Annotated in this window: 18 protein-coding genes and 3 pseudogenes (1 of these 21 cut by a window edge); 10 read left to right on the forward strand and 11 right to left on the reverse strand. The window is 35.0% G+C overall.

Features of this window, described 5'->3' with window-relative positions:
* The first annotated feature begins 110 nt into the window (after positions 1–110).
* Entirely contained in the window at positions 111–548 is a 438-nt protein-coding gene (gene perRA, locus LEP1GSC059_RS05010) for a peroxide-responsive transcriptional repressor PerRA (RefSeq protein ID WP_002177783.1), read from the forward strand.
* Between the two features lie 779 nt (positions 549–1,327).
* On the forward strand, positions 1,328–2,191 hold the full coding sequence (locus tag LEP1GSC059_RS05015; RefSeq protein ID WP_020980412.1) for a flagellar hook-basal body protein: 864 nt from the start codon (positions 1,328–1,330) through the stop codon (positions 2,189–2,191).
* Here the strand turns inward: LEP1GSC059_RS05015 and LEP1GSC059_RS05020 are convergent.
* From LEP1GSC059_RS05020 to LEP1GSC059_RS05030, 3 genes are all read right to left on the reverse strand, one after another.
* Positions 2,159–3,604 carry a transposase gene (locus LEP1GSC059_RS05020; protein WP_020980410.1) on the reverse strand — a complete coding sequence of 482 codons (1,446 nt, stop codon included), beginning with the start codon at positions 3,602–3,604 and terminating at the stop codon, positions 2,159–2,161. The two genes, LEP1GSC059_RS05015 and LEP1GSC059_RS05020, sit on opposite strands and share 33 nt — an antisense overlap.
* Positions 3,605–3,811: 207 nt before the next feature.
* The gene (locus tag LEP1GSC059_RS05025; RefSeq protein WP_020980413.1) at positions 3,812–4,498 is read right to left on the reverse strand and encodes a hypothetical protein; all 687 of its coding nucleotides are present in this window, start codon (positions 4,496–4,498) and stop codon (positions 3,812–3,814) included.
* 55 nt (positions 4,499–4,553) lie between these two features.
* The gene (locus tag LEP1GSC059_RS05030; RefSeq protein WP_017214250.1) at positions 4,554–4,988 is read right to left on the reverse strand and encodes a hypothetical protein; all 435 of its coding nucleotides are present in this window, start codon (positions 4,986–4,988) and stop codon (positions 4,554–4,556) included.
* Positions 4,989–5,205: 217 nt separating this feature from the next.
* On the opposite strand from LEP1GSC059_RS05030, the gene LEP1GSC059_RS22825 reads away from it, so the two are divergent.
* The 5 genes and pseudogenes from LEP1GSC059_RS22825 to LEP1GSC059_RS21430 all read left to right on the forward strand — a co-directional run.
* A complete protein-coding gene (locus LEP1GSC059_RS22825) occupies positions 5,206–5,370 on the forward strand; it encodes a hypothetical protein (RefSeq protein ID WP_155243403.1) in 165 nt (54 codons plus the stop codon).
* 35 nt (positions 5,371–5,405) lie between these two features.
* Positions 5,406–6,251 (forward strand): hypothetical protein, encoded by an 846-nt coding sequence (locus LEP1GSC059_RS05035; RefSeq protein ID WP_020980416.1) that lies wholly within the window; start codon positions 5,406–5,408, stop codon positions 6,249–6,251.
* Positions 6,252–6,253: 2 nt separating this feature from the next.
* Entirely contained in the window at positions 6,254–6,634 is a 381-nt protein-coding gene (locus LEP1GSC059_RS05040; protein ID WP_017214252.1) for a TIGR04452 family lipoprotein, read from the forward strand.
* Between the two features lie 69 nt (positions 6,635–6,703).
* Positions 6,704–7,843, forward strand: coding sequence for a hypothetical protein (locus LEP1GSC059_RS05045; RefSeq protein WP_017214253.1), 1,140 nt, complete (start codon positions 6,704–6,706; stop codon positions 7,841–7,843).
* 352 nt (positions 7,844–8,195) lie between these two features.
* Positions 8,196–8,671: pseudogene (locus LEP1GSC059_RS21430) on the forward strand (integrase core domain-containing protein); the annotation flags it as partial.
* Here the strand turns inward: LEP1GSC059_RS21430 and LEP1GSC059_RS05050 are convergent.
* The gene (locus tag LEP1GSC059_RS05050) at positions 8,668–9,165 is read right to left on the reverse strand and encodes a hypothetical protein (RefSeq protein WP_017214255.1); all 498 of its coding nucleotides are present in this window, start codon (positions 9,163–9,165) and stop codon (positions 8,668–8,670) included. The pseudogene LEP1GSC059_RS21430 and the gene LEP1GSC059_RS05050 sit on opposite strands and share 4 nt — an antisense overlap.
* A gap of 232 nt (positions 9,166–9,397) precedes the next feature.
* Between LEP1GSC059_RS05050 and LEP1GSC059_RS05055 the strand changes: the two are divergent.
* Positions 9,398–9,634: pseudogene (locus tag LEP1GSC059_RS05055) on the forward strand (transposase); the annotation flags it as partial.
* A 730-nt stretch (positions 9,635–10,364) separates the two neighbouring features.
* Here LEP1GSC059_RS05055 and LEP1GSC059_RS05065 read toward each other — a convergent pair.
* The 6 genes from LEP1GSC059_RS05065 to LEP1GSC059_RS24525 form a co-directional block, all read right to left on the reverse strand.
* Positions 10,365–11,078: a hypothetical protein gene (locus tag LEP1GSC059_RS05065; RefSeq protein ID WP_017214258.1), complete on the reverse strand. Its 714-nt coding sequence runs from the start codon at positions 11,076–11,078 to the stop codon at positions 10,365–10,367.
* Positions 11,062–11,301 (reverse strand): hypothetical protein, encoded by a 240-nt coding sequence (locus LEP1GSC059_RS05070; RefSeq protein WP_017214259.1) that lies wholly within the window; start codon positions 11,299–11,301, stop codon positions 11,062–11,064. The genes LEP1GSC059_RS05065 and LEP1GSC059_RS05070 overlap by 17 nt, the downstream gene beginning before the upstream one ends.
* A gap of 8 nt (positions 11,302–11,309) precedes the next feature.
* Entirely contained in the window at positions 11,310–12,161 is an 852-nt protein-coding gene (locus tag LEP1GSC059_RS24020; protein WP_235592127.1) for a hypothetical protein, read from the reverse strand.
* Positions 12,162–12,306: 145 nt separating this feature from the next.
* Entirely contained in the window at positions 12,307–12,510 is a 204-nt protein-coding gene (locus LEP1GSC059_RS24025; RefSeq protein ID WP_020980401.1) for a hypothetical protein, read from the reverse strand.
* Positions 12,511–12,744: 234 nt separating this feature from the next.
* Positions 12,745–13,164, reverse strand: coding sequence for a hypothetical protein (locus LEP1GSC059_RS05085; protein ID WP_017214263.1), 420 nt, complete (start codon positions 13,162–13,164; stop codon positions 12,745–12,747).
* A 40-nt stretch (positions 13,165–13,204) separates the two neighbouring features.
* Positions 13,205–13,330 (reverse strand): hypothetical protein, encoded by a 126-nt coding sequence (locus LEP1GSC059_RS24525; RefSeq protein ID WP_268768082.1) that lies wholly within the window; start codon positions 13,328–13,330, stop codon positions 13,205–13,207.
* Between the two features lie 32 nt (positions 13,331–13,362).
* Between LEP1GSC059_RS24525 and LEP1GSC059_RS22840 the strand changes: the two are divergent.
* A pseudogene (locus tag LEP1GSC059_RS22840) lies at positions 13,363–13,449 on the forward strand (F plasmid protein); the annotation flags it as partial.
* 24 nt (positions 13,450–13,473) lie between these two features.
* Here the strand turns inward: LEP1GSC059_RS22840 and LEP1GSC059_RS05090 are convergent.
* Entirely contained in the window at positions 13,474–15,087 is a 1,614-nt protein-coding gene (locus tag LEP1GSC059_RS05090; RefSeq protein ID WP_020980406.1) for a hypothetical protein, read from the reverse strand.
* A 647-nt stretch (positions 15,088–15,734) separates the two neighbouring features.
* Between LEP1GSC059_RS05090 and LEP1GSC059_RS05095 the strand changes: the two genes are divergently transcribed.
* Positions 15,735–17,180, forward strand: the 5' portion of a protein-coding gene (locus tag LEP1GSC059_RS05095) for a reverse transcriptase domain-containing protein (RefSeq protein ID WP_017214267.1). The gene runs 315 nt beyond the window's last position; the window shows 1,446 of its 1,761 coding nt (coding positions 1–1,446); it begins with the start codon at positions 15,735–15,737; its stop codon lies beyond the right edge, outside the window.

Genomic DNA, 17,180 nt, shown 5'->3' on the forward strand with positions numbered 1-17,180 from the left:
CTTAATCTAAATTTAGACTAAGTTTATATTAAAAATAAATTAGTTCCAGTCTTTTTTTAGAATAAGTCTAAATTATAGACAAAAATTTACCTTCGTAAAAAAATGATCGTATGAAGGATTCTTACGAAAGAAGCAAAAAAATTTTAGAAGACGCAGGAATCAACGTCACTGTACAGAGATTACAAATGGCAAATCTACTTCTCTCTAAACCTCAGCACCTCACAGCAGATCAGGTTTTCCAATTGATTAACGAACACATACCGAACGCTTCTCGTGCTACTATATTCAATAATTTGAAACTTTTTGCGGAAAAAGGTATTGTAAATCTTTTAGAACTAAAGTCCGGAATTACTTTATATGACTCAAACGTAATTCATCATCATCATGCAATTGACGAAGAAACGGGGGAAATTTACGATATAAGTTTAGATTTTAAACTTCAAGAAAAGGTTCTTTCGGAATTAAAACAAGATTTTAAACTGAAAACCGGAAGTTCTTTAGAAAATTGTAATTTATCTATTACACTCAAAGGCAAAAAAAATCCATAAGAATAGATTTTTTCTTAAATAACGTGAACTCGCGTAAAAAAATGAGAAAGGGATTTTCCAAAAATGTGAATTTCTAACAATTTAAGAATTGATTCGTAAAATCGCGATTTGCAGTAGTTCCTACAAATTTAGTCACATTACAAATTTCTAAACAGTATGGGTCCCACATTTTAGGAATTGATTGATAAAGCCCAGATCCCAACTTTTTTCAGAAAAATGAATTCCTTACGCTCTGCTCACATTAGATAAAAATTCAAATCGTTTTTGAAATCTCGTAGGTATTACGACCTTAAATTCGATTCAATTTTGTAAACCGTCCCTAATCATTCGGCTGTAAGGGGCGCAACTTCGTTTCAAACAAAACGTTTGCCTTCTTTCCGTAAAATCTTAAAAACATCGGTTTGAAAATGATGTTGGAGTTGAAACGTTTCAATTCTGATTCCAAGTCTTTTTCTTACGTTCGTTTATAGGAACTCACAAAAAAAAATTACTTTCAAAGACTTTTTTCGACTTTTAAACCATGCTTCAAATTTCATTTACAATAAATCCTAAATACTGCGTTTAAAAAAGCGAACGAGATTCAATTTTTAATCTGTCGAATCTTAAAACCATTTTGTAGGAACTTATACATAATGCTCCGCCAAAATTCGCTGTCGCCAAACTTTCGATCCGATGGAAGAAAAACTGAAAATCTCTTCATTCTTTTCTAATTTATGTCTTCAAAATTGTTATCGGATTTTGAAAAATCTCCGATCTTTAAAATGTTCAGGAGAAAGTATATGCTCAGAGGAATGTACACAGGTGCCAATGGAATGATTATCCAACAGACTAGAATGGATGTGATTTCTAACAATCTCGCAAACGTTGATAAAACTGCTTTTAAAAGAGACACGACCTTATTTAAAACATTTCCGGAATTGCTACTCCACCGTTTCGAAGAAGACGGTGTTGGTAAGGTTCCTATGGGTTCGTTTGATACCGCACCCGTAATCGGCAAACTAGGATTAGGTGGAGAAGTAAATGAAGTTTACACTCGATTTGAACAAGGAGCCGTTAAAAAAACGGAAAATCCTTTTGATTTAATGCTTCAAGATAAACCCGGTAACGAACATCCAGCATTTTTTTCAGTTATGACCAATAGAGGAGAAAGACTTTCCAGAAGTGGAGCTTTTGTTATGGATACAAATGGCTTTCTTGTCACTCCACAGGGTTTTCCTTTGTTAGGCGAGAACGGCCCGATCCGAGTTGCAAGAGGTAATTTTTTGATCAAAGAAAACGGTGAGATTTGGATCAACGGAGAAATCGGTAACGATCCAGTTAACGGAACCTCTATCGACAAGAATCGTTTTGAAACTCCAGTGTTATTGGATAAAATTAAAATTCGTACGGTTGAAAATCCGCGCCATCTTGATAAAGAAGGTGATTCTTTTTATGCCGATACTCCTGAGTCCGGGGAACCGGTTCCTTTTGATCTTAAGGACGAACCTTCGGTACTTCAAGGTTATCTCGAAGCGTCTAACGTAAGTGTTGTTACCGAAATGGTAGAGATGATTGAAGTCAATCGTTCTTATGAAGCAAATCAAAAGACGGTTCAGACACAAGATAGTTTATTAGGTAAGCTGATCAATGAGGTATTGAGATAAATATCCCTTCGCGCCGATCCCAACCGTCGGACTTTTAAGTCCCACGGCCTCGGCACGAAAAGATCCCCATCTCACTCCTCGTTGACCACCACCCCTAACATCATCAACTTCCCCAGCAAGCACATCAGCATTCTCACAAATCACATCCAAACCAAACACATGAGCATTCTTTAAAAAACTAAACTCATTCAAATATCGAGTAGAATTCTCAGGACGTATGTAACAGTAGGAAGAAAAAGCCGTCTTGAGTAAACGTTGGTTTCCTTCTGCTACTTGATTGTGGACTCCATTCTTACTCCATCTGTTTCTTGCCCAACGATAGCGAATGTCTTTTGAATGAGCACTGTGATTTATTTGCCGATGATTTTTGTACACGCCCCAAAGCCAAGGATACCCTTCATCCGTGCATACTACGGATTGTAAAGGAAGATGATCCTGAATGATGGGTCCAAGAGTGTTCATCTTTTGATTTGGCACAGAATGAAAGAAGACAGGACCTTGTTTCACTCCAATTGTATGAACTAAGGTCCCAACTTGCCTTCCTCCAAGTTTTTCGGAGAGATAGATAGAAGATGTACTACCCGTATGACGATAGCGTTTACGTCCTTGGTTGGCTCTCTGACTTGCAGAATACAAAACTACTGTATCAGCACAGACGTATGGACGATTTTCCATAGATTTGGTAATATCAGTATCTTCATCAGGTGGGAGTGAGAAGTCCTTGAATTCCTTGTTTAGAGCATCATACGTCAGTTGTTTGTATTTCGGTAATTGCTGAGAAGCGAAGACTTGAAATCTCTTCTTTAGAAGTGCAGCACCCTTGTAGGATATTTTTAACCTTTTACTAATCTCAGTTGAGGTAACTACCTTAGGATGCTGAATCATACTTTCGTAAAATACGTAACTAAACATCCACAGCGGAAGTTTCATGTGATGCAAAGGCGTATAACTCAGACGTGAAGTCAGGTAACGACACTGAACGCATCGAATCAATTCAGGCTGAGTTGAGATTTCCTTAGTCAGTAAAGTGTCGGGACAATTCGGACAATATTTAGGGTAAAAGTCATTCAGGATCTTCTTCGTCAGGTTCGTAAAGAAATCGATATTGATTGCTGGGTTCTTACGTTTCTCTTTTAACTGTGCTGAGGTTAGGGGCTGAGGACGTGGTCGTAACTTGGATGATGTCTTCGTATATGCTGAGGGAGTGAAAGTATGTGCGGTGCTTAAATTTAGATCAGAAGAGATCCTCATTTTAGTGTTCTTACTTTGTGTTTCGGGGATTATAGGAAATAACTTATTTCCAATTCGGTTGGGATTCCACGGATGAGATATACAGATTTCAGACCAAGTTGATACGGTTCTGTCGGATTGTTTGGGAGGTTCTAAATTTGGGATTTGCAGAGCTACATTCATAACTTTATTAAGCTCGAAGCAGAACTCGGAACCAACTTTAAAAACAAGGAGTTTTTTCTATGATTTTGTTTTTAGAGGAAGCAAAGAAGATTAAAAATCGAGACAAAGAAAGAATCAGGACGATGGTTAGTCTGTAAGTTCAGACAAACGGGAATACTGAATTAGCAGAAGTCTATATTCACATGATATTGGAAACTTGAATATTTCTTAATCTTGAGAATTTAGCAAAAACTTATTAGGTGTGCGAATCACTTCAGAGCCATCTTGAAAATGAAAATTTTCACCATATTTTTTAGAACTATACTGTTCAAATTGTGTAACTTCAATAACACGATTATTCAATATCTTAAATTTACCTAAAACATAATCTTGCTTTTGTTTTATCTCACAGTCATATTGTTTACATTTTATGGTTATATCTTCATAGCAATTCCGATCTAATCCCAAATAACACAAATTAATTTTTCCATTTTCCTTCTTGAAATTTAAACCTTCGATTTCATCAAAACTAACTTTATTTTCGAATTCAGAAAATGATCCCCATTGGCCTAAAAATGACTCAATATTGGAGCCATTTAATTCCCTTTTTAGAATAGGAACCTCAGAAGTAAAATAATCTGAAAGTGCATAACCTTCGGCCATGCCATGTTGAATTATATATAATTTAAGAATTTTAAACGTTTTGAAATCGAAATGCAACAGCCGCTCAGTAACTGCGACACCTGTTCTCTCATTTAAATCTTCAACTTTACTTTCACGAAGCGTAGGATCAAAATAGAATGGAGCAGTTTGTCCCTCTTTTACATACATAATCTGTGATTTGAAATTTAGATCGTTACCGTTACAGTAGCTGGCCGAAAAAACTATAAATATTAAAATCCATTTTCTATTCATACTAATTCTTCTTTTGACATTTTGCGGAAGGTGAAATACGAAAATTAAAAACAAACTAATTTACTTTCGATTCAGTTTCGTCTTCCTCTACCAACGTTGCAATCATATCACCGATCGCTTTTCTCTTCTTAGGTGAAAACTTGAGTAAATTCAAAATAATTTCACGAAGACCTTTCGTAGTAGAAATCAAATCATACAAAACTTTATTCTCGTCCGTCTCTATCATATTTCTCTTTTTCGAAGAGTAGTATTGAATTGGAAGAATCGGAATCGAATCATCGATCAAATATAATAAGTCAACATTATACTCACGAACAAATGCGAGTAAGACTTCGTAAGCCGTTGTTTTAACTCTATTCTGAGTAATGCTTCCAAGTCCGGGAACTGATAAACCAAGTTTCTTTGCAGCGACAACCTGGGTATCACCAGACGCATCAATTACAGCCTTCGCCTTAGCACCAAAGTGTATTTCTATATTTTTTGAAGCCATTATTAAATATGTCAATAAAATAATCCTTGATTTATTATGTTATTAACATAATAAGGTTCCGAGGACTAATTGGACGCACCAATACGATTCTAAACTGCCTTAATATGTGAAGCAGAAAAAGGACCGTGTTGCGCCTGGAAATTGGGGAAATAGCTCTCTTCTCTCAATTCTAAAATGTCGCCTAAGCCCTAAGAGTAATTCAAACATAAGGATTTTCATGATGAAGCTTTTAGCTCTCTTTCTTCCCTGCGTTTACTTCTTCATTACCGGAAACCTAATCCGTTCGATTATTTCCTTCTGCATGATGGCTTCGCTCGTTGGTTGGATCTTTGCGTCCATTTGGGCGGTTTCACATCGAACAGAAGCCATGATCAACGGATGACTCGCTAAGCAATAATTAAGATTGGAGAATCAAGTATGGGTTCATTATACAAAGAACAAAAAAAAACGAATCGAATTCTTACAGAACAAACGAAGCTTAAAGAGAACATTGCAAAAACAAATTTCGAATTGCAAAATAAACGGAATGCTGAGTTAGAAAGACAAAACGATTTAATCGAACAAGAACAACGAAATCGAGAATATCAAAAGTATCTCAGAGATTTTATCTTTGAAATGAAAAGTTTCGCTGAGGAAATCGGTTCAGGTAAGTATTCCGAAATTCCAGCTTACACTGCGGCACGAATCGTAAAAACAAGAATCGAATCCGAAGGAATTTCATCCCATTCCTTTGAGCAACTTCAAGACAAGGAATATTATTCAAAAGCGATAGAATCTCTTGATAAGGTTTTGGAGAACTCTTCCAGCAAAGCAATTTCCGAAGGAGACCTTTACTTTGAAAAATACCAAACCTTTCTTCGTTCTATTGCAAAAAAAGAAATAGCCAAAGAGTATTTCGTAAATTGGGCGAAAAACTTTCTGTATACCTTCCAGCCGGATGGAGACGAATTTAAAAGAAAATTGAGTCCTCTTGCAGTTGGTTTGCTATCAGCCTCTACCGTCCTTACTTTTTTTCCTATACCGATCCTTGGTGGACTTTTGGCGTTATCTGTTACCTATATTTGGCTACAAAAGAGAATCATTCAGGACTACTCAGCGTTATTCTCTTCTATCTCAGTCTCGACCAACTCGATTCAAGGAATTATAGCTTCTCCAAAAGCTGTCAAGGCAATCGACGATTCTATTGCGGAATCAGAAAATGAACTAAGAAAATTTCGCCATTCAAATTTGCCAGAAATTGAAAAATACGAGTTACCGAGATAACGATGATCAATATTTTTAAGAAGGTTATTTTTCTACTCCAAATTCTCTTGATCGTATTCTACCTGAATTGCAACCTAATGAACGAATCTGGGTTATCTAACGATAGAATTAAAGGAAGCGAAGTTAAACAGAAAATTGATGATGCCTCGCAGACTTTAATCATTGTTCTCGCATCTTATGACAAAAGTATCCTAACAGCGAGTAACTTCTTGCTCAACATGAGTGCCTCTAAAGTAGCTGGAATTGATTCAAACGCTTACTACGATAAAAAGTCCGTCGATAACTGCTTAGAAGCTATTCAAACTTGGGGATATTTGATTCGATCACCCGGGTTCATGGCTCTCATCGAATGTCGATTAAAACCTGCAAATCCACTGTATTAGAAAAATCAATTTCCTTTTCTCCCAATGAATTTATAAACCAATTCTTAAACGTATCAAAGGAGTCATACATTGAACTTAGTTAATAAAATTTCTCTAATAGGAATTCTAGTTATCTGTTTGCAAGCCGCTAACTGTTTATTTACCGTAAAGTCTGATTATAACATTGAGAAGTTCGAATCAAGTACCAAGCCGAAAGCAGCAATCGGAACAAGAAGTTACAACGGATTAGAAACTATCAAACAATTCGATGAGTCTTGGAATGATTTATCGCAACACATTAATCTAGTTTCAGATCCTTATGTGGCTGGTAAAAAGCCGATTCAAGTCTATATTTTTGATTCGGAGGAAGTAAAAGAATATTTCGGTCTGATAGGAGCTTTAAATTTTTGTATTCTTATTCCTTGTTGGGACTCGAAAGATGTAAAACTTATTTTAAGGTATTATGTCGACGGTGAATTAAAAAAAGAAGAGGCATACAAAGAACGTAAGAGGCTTTGGGGATGGGCTCCTCTATTTATATATAACATTTTCACACTTAAACCGGAAAAGCATGATTTTGAAAGTCGGAATGCAGGTCGGATTCTTAAAAAAATAGCGCCCAATATCGCTAGGACACTTACAGAACTTGAAAACGAGAGAAGTAAAGTATTAGCAGTTAAATCTGAAACAGAAACCTCTAGCTGGGAAAAAGTAAATAAAAGCTCGTTAAAGGACATTATAGAATTTCTTAGAAATGTTCCTGATGGAGAAATGAAAAACAAAGCAAATGATTTCCTTGTCAATTTATTGAATAAGAAAGTTCAAACTTATTTAGAAAAACAATTCCCCTTTGTTAAACCTTATCTTATGAACGATCTGGTTGACTTTGAGGGATCGAATTTCAATCACACATTCTACCAAGTATTTCGTGGACTAATTCTTGGGAGAAATCCAGAATCTGGATTCAAGATTGAAACTGAACTTTCTCAAAAAGATGGTAAGATAATCTGGAGGATTGATTCTAAAAGCGAAACAGGTGTCCTATATTTTTACTTTAGTCCTTACAAAAAGAACATGACTTTAGAGAAAATTATCAGTAAGAAAAATGGATATGAAGAAAATCTAAACTCTCAAGAAACCTACATCTTAGGAAAGAATATCTTCGATATGTTTGCAGAGTTTCCGACCTACAACCATACCGACGTTGAGTTTCTTGATAAGATTAACTGATATATTCAGAATTATTCAAAGTGGAAACAAATTCTAAATCATTCTATACTTTCTTCTGAATCAATTCCGGATTCGAATCTAAAATATCTTAGAATGATTGTAATTTGTATTTTAAGGAAATATAAAGTAATTTTGAGATGACTTCTAACTTTTTTAGTTCCAAATTTAATTCCTACTTCATTACAAAATCCACTTTCTTTTTCTTTGGGTAAGTCCGATGAACTTTTTTCGTTAGTGAGGAGTTCAAATAGAAATCAGTGAAGAGAAATTAAAACAAAGAGTTCCTTCAGTTTATTCGGATGTCTCTGTTGGGCAAGTAAGCGAAACATATCTTCAAATCAAAACCTCTGACGTTCTTACATTCTTCGAAGAACATAATGTTAAAGTTCAAACCGTTCTTGCCGATAATGGTCGTGAGTATTGTGGAAGAGAAGATCAACATCCTTTCGAATTGTTTCTTCAATTAGAAGAAATCGAACATAGAACTACCAAAGTGCGAAGACCTACCTCAGAGCAATGGATACGTTGAGCGTCTTCACAGAACGTTACTCGATGGGCATTTCAGAATTGCCGGTAGAATTAAATTCTATGAGTCCATTGAAGAAATGCAGATCGATTTGGAAATCTTCTTTGAAGAATACAATTGCAAACGAGCACACCAAGGAAGAAACATGAATGGAAGAACCCCTTCTCAAGTTTTTATCGAAGGAATTAAATTCAAGGAGCATGAGGAGACCATTTTAGAAAATTAGGAAATTTATTTCAGAAGAAGTGTCAAGTGAATACCATCATTGTACACATAGAAAGTGCAGCGCAGTGCAAGGCTAGTTTTTACGAGACTCAAGATGGTTTTTTAGTTTTTGAACTGTTTCTAAATATTCCTGGTTACATCCATTTGCATCTGGCTCATCAACAATAGTTAACATTTTACTAAAATACTTTTCTGCTGCATTCAGAATTGCTTCGTAAAATTCACTCGCAGAAGTTTCAACTCTCCTAAGCTTCGGATAACTAAATTCAACAAAAATCCTACCAGAGTGATTCGTTTTCCCAAACCGCAAAGTGATCGGTTGATCCGGATACGATAATTTTGCTTCCTTCTGATCTTCAACAAGCAGCTCTTCAATTGCGTTGATTATATATGGCCACAAATGATTTACATTATCCCAAAGAGTTTTCTCTATTATTTTTACATAATTTATTGTCAACTCGACAGAACCGGTTGTATATTGAATATCTTCGATATCCTCGATTTTACCAAAAAATTCTTCAATTGGAATATAGTCATCGTCTATCCGCAAATAAGTTTTAATATTTATCATGTTACATCTCCAAATTAATAACCGATCATCGAATACAATTGTTCAACTCTACCTTTATTAAAACCCAATGTATATCTAACACCATCAACAACTCCTTCGACTTGAAACATCTTATTTGTTCCTTTCTTAAGAATTTGTTCACGATTTTGTGTGCTACTGACCTAGCCCCCGAGTTTAGGACCATTTAGAATGGTGAAAATCCTCCGAATCGATGATAAACTTGGAGGAAAATATGAAGAAGCGATTTAGTGAAGATCAAATCCATAGGATTTTAAAAGAATCGGAATCAGGAGTATCGACACCTGAAGTATGCCGCAAGCATGGAATCAGCGCGAATACATTTTACAGATGCCGTTCTAAATACGGCGGTATGAAGCTAAACGATTTAAAACGGATGAAATCGTTAGAAGAAGAGAACAGTAAGCTTAAGAAACTCTATGCAGAGTTGGCTTTGGAAAATGAAGCCATCAACTGAATTATTACCTGCATTATACCAACCAACTTTCACTTCAGCCTTCGGAGCAGGGGGTTGACTATTACCAGGACCGAAATACGCTACACTACCTTTTGTATAGAAAGTGCACTGCACTGAACCAGCTGTCTAAATCTCACTCGGAATGTGCTGCACTCAATTTATAAGTAAATTGCTCGTTTGGCGAAGAAGATTATATAAATAAGAAATGCTACAATAGGCATAAGAATAAATATCAAATAAAATGAAGACTCATTTTTTTTTTGAATATTATATTCATCAATCCAAGATTGCGCTTTTTTTTTAGTAAAGAATAAACTAACAAATATAAAATATGCTACAATCGAATAAATATTTAAATTTGGAATTTTCAAAATTGGAGCAATAAATTGCTTATATATGTTATTAAAAAAGTTGTTTATAAATTCCAGTAGAAAAAATGTATGAAATATTGGAACAGGCAAGTAAGTAACAAAAGTCAACCAACGTGCTTTGTTAACATTATTCGTTTTGTAATATTCCACTTCATTTTTCCAATGCTTCAAAAACGATAGTTTAAATGCCTTAATATACATCAATATTCCTTCCTGTCAAATAACGTTTCCGAAAGGGACTTCCTTTTCTATCTCCAACAAAAAAAGAACTTTAACTGAAAGCCAAACCCTATCTTCTTATTTTTGTTGTTGATATTAGGAGGTCCTGTTCGTTAACCATTTTGAAAATATGTTCAATAGCTCTTAAATATTACGAGAAAAATTGATATACTATTACCCCCCGTCGAGATTAACCAATATGCAAATGTCCACATACCGTAATTGAGTAATTTATAACAAATTAGTGTATTACCAATTAGAATTATGGAAAGAAAAATGAGTATTCCGAAACCTGTTTCGCCATTCTCAATAAGTTGATTATCGAAACGAATCAACCTAAGATATTCCCCAGTTTCTCCATTTAAACGAATATTATTCGTAAGTCGCTCGAAAGCAGAATTATTAACCAAGTAAAAACATTCTTCTTTTTGATATAAAATCTGTGTTTTAAATCTTCTATTCAATAGGATTTTTTGCACTATAACATCATCGAAAGATTGAAAAACAATATAATTCCCATCGTTATTGTTAATCAATATTGCATTTTGTATTTCAGGATGATAAAACCGATCTACATTAGAAGTTGGCAATTTTCTCCTTAAAGGACAAGAAATCAACGATAAAGAAGAAGCAACATCATCAATCTGAAGCATTTTACCTTCTTTTTTATAACCCAAATTATCGAGATCAAAGCCAAACGTTTTTCCCAAGAAAGGTCTAAAGTCATTTGCCATTTTACCTTCGATCAAAATTGCATTGTACTTCGTCAAATTTCTTTCTTCCTTTTGGCAAAATGCTAAGGTAAAAGAAAGACAAAATACAATTAAATATTTAATATTTAAGACCATCTCGTAATTTCTTTATGTATTCTGAATCCAATGCATTAGGGGACTTGTTTTCATTCATCATATCGGAAAGAACCTGCCATTCATTATAGTTTATAAAAGATTGAACCGCGACAACACCCACCATAGGAGAAAAGTGCGTTAAAATTGGGTCCAACGGATTCACCCCGTAAGTGACGGCCGCTCCACCCGGAACAAAATTGGACTCGATAGAGAGGAACCCCACCCCAGCGCTTATATTAGTATTGAAAGAGAATCGTGTGCATTACTTTTTCTAAAACCTGTATTTGTATCTATTGTTCCTTGAATAAAGACAGCTCCTGTCCCAAGTCCAAAAGCGACTTGTGCGTCCCATTTTTTATACACCTTACCTTCTGAATCAATATATGTGGTGTAACTAATAGATAATCCAATTCCAAAAGCAGCAGTAAATCCTTTTTGATTAAAATGAATTTCTCCATCTTGAAGTAAGGCGGCAATTAGAGCTTCATTATATGTCAGATTATTTTTTTCATTTGTATTTGAAAGTGAATCACGAACAAAAATAGTTGAGTCGTGAACTCCACTTTTCCCCTTTCCAAGCTTTTGATCTATAAATATTTTTAAACTTTCGGTCTTCTCTGGGGTTAAGCTTTGACCAGCTTTCATTTTATCAGTTATGGATTTTATATCAACTTCACTACCACTAGCGTCATTCATAATATTTGTTTGTCGATCCCAAGCAACCGTCATAATTGGCTCTCGACGTATTTGCTCCGCTTTCTTAGCAAGAAGCAGCGATATTTCATAATCAGTCTTAGATTTCCCACCAAACAACCCAGTAATTCCATCCCAAGCACTCGAAGCCAAACCAGCTATACCCTTACCAAGTTTGCTAAAGCCGTCCCCAATCGCACTCAACGTATCCATAGGATTCGTTATTTGATCCCATGCTTTCGTAAACGCCCCAGTGATATCGTTCCACACAGTAGGTTCACTCTCTCTGCCACCAAGATTGTATCCTAAACCGTCCATGATATTCAAAAATAGGTTTCCTTGATTCTGTTGCGCGCCCTTCTGTGCTGCCTTCGCGGCTTCCTTGTCCAATTGCTCTTCCGTTAAAAGATTGTAGGACACGCTCCTGTTAAAACCGTTCTGGTCCGACCATGTCAAAGAACTTGTCATTTTCAAAGGAGTATCGCCAAACATCGCGCTTGCCGCTTGAAAACTCGCCGAGTAACCCGCAAGGTTGTCATAGCTTACCTCTAAAACTCTTCTGCGCTGCCATTCCAAGTGCGGAGGTTACCGCCATCGTTGCTCCCGCCGCGGATACTGGTGCAAACGGAGTAAAGGACAACACCGTTTCGATGATTCCCGTGACCGCTAACGTTGTGCTCACCACCTTGTCCACCATCGCGTCGTTCGCATACATCTCTGCACCAGTTCGCATTCCCAATTGGTTCAGCTGTTCTTGGCTCTTATTACGGTTCTTTAATTTGTCTAATTCGTAGTTCGCTTATTTGGCCGCGTCTTCCGGACCGCGCTCGCAGCTCCGGTCAAGTTATTTCTGTTCCTCAGAGAACACATTGCGTTTCAATAATGCAAATAACTTGACCACGCCTTGATCGCTCGCGGAGGTGTGAGAAAAAGGTGCTTCGTATTAATCTTTGTTATCGAGGCTAAGGCAAATTCATTTGTAAGATGCACTTGGAGCAAACATCAATATATATATTAAAAGAATCAATATTGGGGAAAACAGAAATGCAAAATATAATGCAAATGGCTCACCATCTAATTTCTTCAGTTCAAATAATTCGATTAACGCTTTAGCTCTCGCTTCTGTGAAAATCACCGCAATAATCCCAAAATAAAAAATCGTAAAGTAGATAACTATAAATTGAATTCTTAAAATTGGCGAAAAATATGTTTCATAAAAGTTATGAAAAAAATAGTCCGCTAATTCCAAAAACAAAACTGTATGAAATAAAACTGCTGGGTAAAACGAAACAACAGTTATCAATCTTGCCTTATTAATACTATTAGTCTTATAATATTCTATTTCGTTTTTCCAATGTCTAATAAATAAAGACTTAAATGCTTTAATATACATGTGACTTCCTGTCAAATAATGTTTCCGAAAGAGACTTCCCTTAAGCTCCAAAAAGTTTAAATCCCGTCGCATACCCCTTAAGCCCAGAAATGTTATCTCCATTTTTTACTGCAGCCCGAATAGCATCATCTATAATTTCAGATTTCATTCCCTGGGCAATACCCAAGGTATCCAATGTGTGGGTAGTGACGGTATTCACCTGACAAAAACAGATATATGCGATATATAAAGTGTAGGCCTATTCAAGGAATAGACCGGTTGATTTCTTTTAATACGGATCTGTGATAGTTGGCAAAAAAAATTTAAATACTATGAAATTTTCTTCTCAAATTTATCTCCAAAATACTCCCTCCACAAGTTTTCGTATCTAAGTCGATATTGTTTGCAGGAACGGATACTAGGAAGGTTTAAAAATCCACCCTTGATTCCATTGTGTATCGGAGCAAATAACTTTGTATTGTTTAAAATTCGATTCTTAAACTCTTTCACGCTAAACTTAATTTTGTAATGTATTTTTAAGGATTTTAAAAAGGCATCGGAACACTGAGTCCCTTCACAAAGTTTTTCCTTTAACTCTTTTTTGAGTCGAACTGAATCACTAATCTTTCTAGGATTTACGTAAACATCGTAATTGTGCTTACCTACGACTTCCTTTAAAACAAGAGCATAGTTTTCATACGTTTTATCTCGGATATAGCCATTTGTATTCTTAAGTTCGGAGTCAATCCATTGTAAATCGATCGGAGTCAGGTACTGTAAGTTAGAATGAAAAGAATTCGCCTCCTTCTTACTTTGTCCCGTAGGTGCATATTCACTCTTGAAATTGATCTTACAATATTCAAAGAGAATCCTTAATTCTTTCTCTTCTTTGCCATTTGGATTTTCAGCAATCGCTGTAAGATCCTTACTTCCAGAGTTACAAGAAAGGCAAAACTCCTTTGTTTGCTCGTAATCCATTCCTTTGGAGATGCAATAATTCAGAACTTTAAAGATTGTTTTTTCTCCACCAACTCTGTTCCCCTCGGTAATTTGAAAGGTATTAGAATTATCACTCTTACTAAATCTTCCTTTCGCCCAAATAGAAGAACTCCCTTCAATTTTAGAAATAAAATTCTCCGATAAAAGTTCAGCGTTATATTGATATAGTATCCCGGTCGTAACATCGTAATTGATCTTGTAAAGCTTAGAATCCAGTATCTTTAAAGTTTCCTTCAAAGCAAAGGGAATATTGCGTAGAATCGCTTTCCTTTCAAATGAGTAAGGTAAATAATCCCAAGCAAATGGAATTCGATATGCTTTACCTTGCTCTTTCCTCAATTCCAACTTTACACGCTTATCAGATGCCTTCAAGACTCTCTCAATCAAAAGAAATATTTTCTCCTTGTCCCAAGTGTCTTCTACCCGGTAATAAACATGAGCGCCACGATTGAGCCTAGAAATCTCGCAGAATACCGGAATACATTCTAAATTCTCCTTAATGTCGGAAAGGAGCTTGTAAATCAATTCAACATATTCGTTAAATGGAATCTCAGAAAAGGAAGGATTGTGCGTATCAAGGTCAATATAGAGAATGTCGGAATTAGGATGCTCGCTGAGTGCTAAGTTTCCAATCTTGCGAAAATCAGAGATTTCTTTCTTAGATACTCGCTTACCATTCCAATCCTCATTTACATTTAATCTTGAAAGAAAATGATTACTGATAAATCCAAAAAGTTGATTCCTACGATTACTCAATGCAAAAGTTTTGTATCCTTCTTTAGAAACATACGTTACTTTCTTTGCTTCCGATCCCTCAAATTGTTTTCGAATATCAAATCCTAATCTATAGAGAAACTCAACATAGGAACTAAAATTCTCTGATATAAATTTCTTTGTATACTTAACAATACTATCAGTCTTATTCCTGGTTAAATTCTCACTCATAGTTTAATTAGTGAGAGAACTGATAAATAAGTTAAGAATGCTTAATGATTATAAAAACTAGAAACTTAGAATATAAAAAGAAATAGTAAATACTTTATAATAATTATATATAATAATAAAACATAATGTTTGGAAATGTAAATGGGATGAGGATTAAAGTAGATTATATTAAAAAACTATAATATATCAGCTCCGAATCAAACACCAATCATTCTTTATTTATAAAATAATATTCAATACTCATAAATAACCCCATCCAGTCATAGTTTCTTGGCTCGATCCTGGTAAACACTCCAAACAGATTTTTGGGCTATTTTTGAAAAAAAAGTTTAAGTTGAATAAGAAATTAAGTTTTCTTCATTTAATCGACTGAATACGCTATAAATAGAAATTTATTGACTGAAGGCTTTTTTCGAAAAAAAATTCAAATTCTTTTAAAAAAGTTAAACGAAATTTTGCACTCTCTCGAAAAAATACATTGTCAATAATCATAATTTGTCCAAATTGAAAATGTGTGATCTGTCCGTAGCAGTTCTTCAGGAGCTTTCAGAAACGGAAAAAAGTGTTCTTTAATAGGAATCCCGTTAAATTGAAAATCAGTATCCATTCTTTTGGATACCTTACAAGATAAGTATCTAAGTTATACCATGGGCAGATCGCACGCTATTATTTTCGAAGAATATTTTTCCGATTTAGATATAATAAAATCATTAATCAATTATCGCCTTAAACTCGCCGAAAGGCGTCATGAAAGTTCTTTCTTTGATCGCATAATTCAATCCGAAAAATTAGAACCAAAGGCTATTGAAAAACAGCTTTCAAAGATTTTTCCGCCAAGAAACTATTGGAAACGCCCTTCGTTTGAGAAAAGGAAAACATCCAAAAACCGGAATGTCGATTTCATATCCTTACTCTTTACCGTAAATTATTTTAGAAGTCAGTCTATAAATAGACAACCTAAATGGGTGTTTGAGTTGAACAAACTTATTAAAGAAATTCGATATCAAGCTTTATATTCTCAAAAAATCGAATTATCGACTCCAAAATTATCTCCAATTTTGAAGAATAAAAAAGAGGGTGAAATTGATTTATATAGACCCATTTCAATTATAGGGGATCTATCTTCTCGAATTGTAATGAACCTAACAGCCCGGTATTTAATGGATCAATTAGACGTTGTGTTTAAAAATTCTTCGTTTGCTTTTCGGAGAGGGAAAATTTATCAGAATCGGGTTCCGACACATCACGATTGCTTTAAAGAAATAAAACGATTTAAGAAAGGGAAGGAAAATTTATATATTTCCGAATGCGATATAAAAGCTTTCTTTGATATTATTTCTCATGATGAAATCCGAAAATCATACGCGATGATTAAAGACGAGTTGTTTAAGCTTAATGGCACTCGGATCTTTGGTCGCGCCGATGATTTCGTAGAAGCCTTTCTTAATTCATATTCAATAGACTATGCAATATCTGAATCAGAAATGTATTTTAAAACCAATAACATTAAAGGGAAATTATCATTTCCAAAAGATGAATTATTGAATACTTTTTATTCCGGAAACGCTGAGGCATTAAAAAGCATAGGCGTTCCACAAGGAACTTCCTTTTCCATTCTATTTGCAAATCTAATTCTTCACGATAATGATAGACTGATGGAGGAAAAATTCAACAATACTGACGGTTTCTTATACATGCGATATTGTGATGACATGATTATTCTATCTGCAAAAGAAAACGAGGCAAATAAAGCCTACGAAGAATATATAAAATTACTGAAAGAAAAGAAATTACTGCATCACAATGAAAAGCCCTTGTTTCCGTATTTAGATAGTTCAACCAAGAGAGATTTTTGGGATAGAAAATCCAGAAAAGGCTATCAGTGGAGTAAAAATTCATACCCATGGATTACTTTTGTCGGTTATCAAATCCGGTATGACGATTTTGTCCGCATTCGATCCTCTTCTATAAAGAAAGAAACTAAAAAGCAAAAAGAATTCGTAGAATATATAGACAGACGCATCAGAAAACAAATTAAAAAAGAGAAAAAAGATCAAATCCTTAAAAGTTATAAAAGTATTTTAAACAGAGTG

The sequence above is a fragment of the Leptospira noguchii serovar Panama str. CZ214 genome (assembly GCF_000306255.2).
GTDB classification, from domain to species: domain Bacteria; phylum Spirochaetota; class Leptospiria; order Leptospirales; family Leptospiraceae; genus Leptospira; species Leptospira noguchii.

Excerpts from the sequence above, each read along its gene's own strand:
- perRA (WP_002177783.1), top strand. The coding sequence starts at position 111 with ATGAAGGATTCTTACGAAAGAAGCAAAAAAATTTTAGAAGACGCAGGA.
- LEP1GSC059_RS05015 (WP_020980412.1), top strand. The coding sequence starts at position 1,328 with ATGCTCAGAGGAATGTACACAGGTGCCAATGGAATGATTATCCAACAG.
- LEP1GSC059_RS05020 (WP_020980410.1), bottom strand. The coding sequence starts at position 3,604 with ATGAATGTAGCTCTGCAAATCCCAAATTTAGAACCTCCCAAACAATCC.
- LEP1GSC059_RS05025 (WP_020980413.1), bottom strand. The coding sequence starts at position 4,498 with ATGAATAGAAAATGGATTTTAATATTTATAGTTTTTTCGGCCAGCTAC.
- LEP1GSC059_RS05030 (WP_017214250.1), bottom strand. The coding sequence starts at position 4,988 with ATGGCTTCAAAAAATATAGAAATACACTTTGGTGCTAAGGCGAAGGCT.
- LEP1GSC059_RS22825 (WP_155243403.1), top strand. The coding sequence starts at position 5,206 with ATGATGAAGCTTTTAGCTCTCTTTCTTCCCTGCGTTTACTTCTTCATT.
- LEP1GSC059_RS05035 (WP_020980416.1), top strand. The coding sequence starts at position 5,406 with ATGGGTTCATTATACAAAGAACAAAAAAAAACGAATCGAATTCTTACA.
- LEP1GSC059_RS05040 (WP_017214252.1), top strand. The coding sequence starts at position 6,254 with ATGATCAATATTTTTAAGAAGGTTATTTTTCTACTCCAAATTCTCTTG.
- LEP1GSC059_RS05050 (WP_017214255.1), bottom strand. The coding sequence starts at position 9,165 with ATGATAAATATTAAAACTTATTTGCGGATAGACGATGACTATATTCCA.
- LEP1GSC059_RS05065 (WP_017214258.1), bottom strand. The coding sequence starts at position 11,078 with ATGGTCTTAAATATTAAATATTTAATTGTATTTTGTCTTTCTTTTACC.
- LEP1GSC059_RS05085 (WP_017214263.1), bottom strand. The coding sequence starts at position 13,164 with ATGTATATTAAAGCATTTAAGTCTTTATTTATTAGACATTGGAAAAAC.
- LEP1GSC059_RS05090 (WP_020980406.1), bottom strand. The coding sequence starts at position 15,087 with ATGAGTGAGAATTTAACCAGGAATAAGACTGATAGTATTGTTAAGTAT.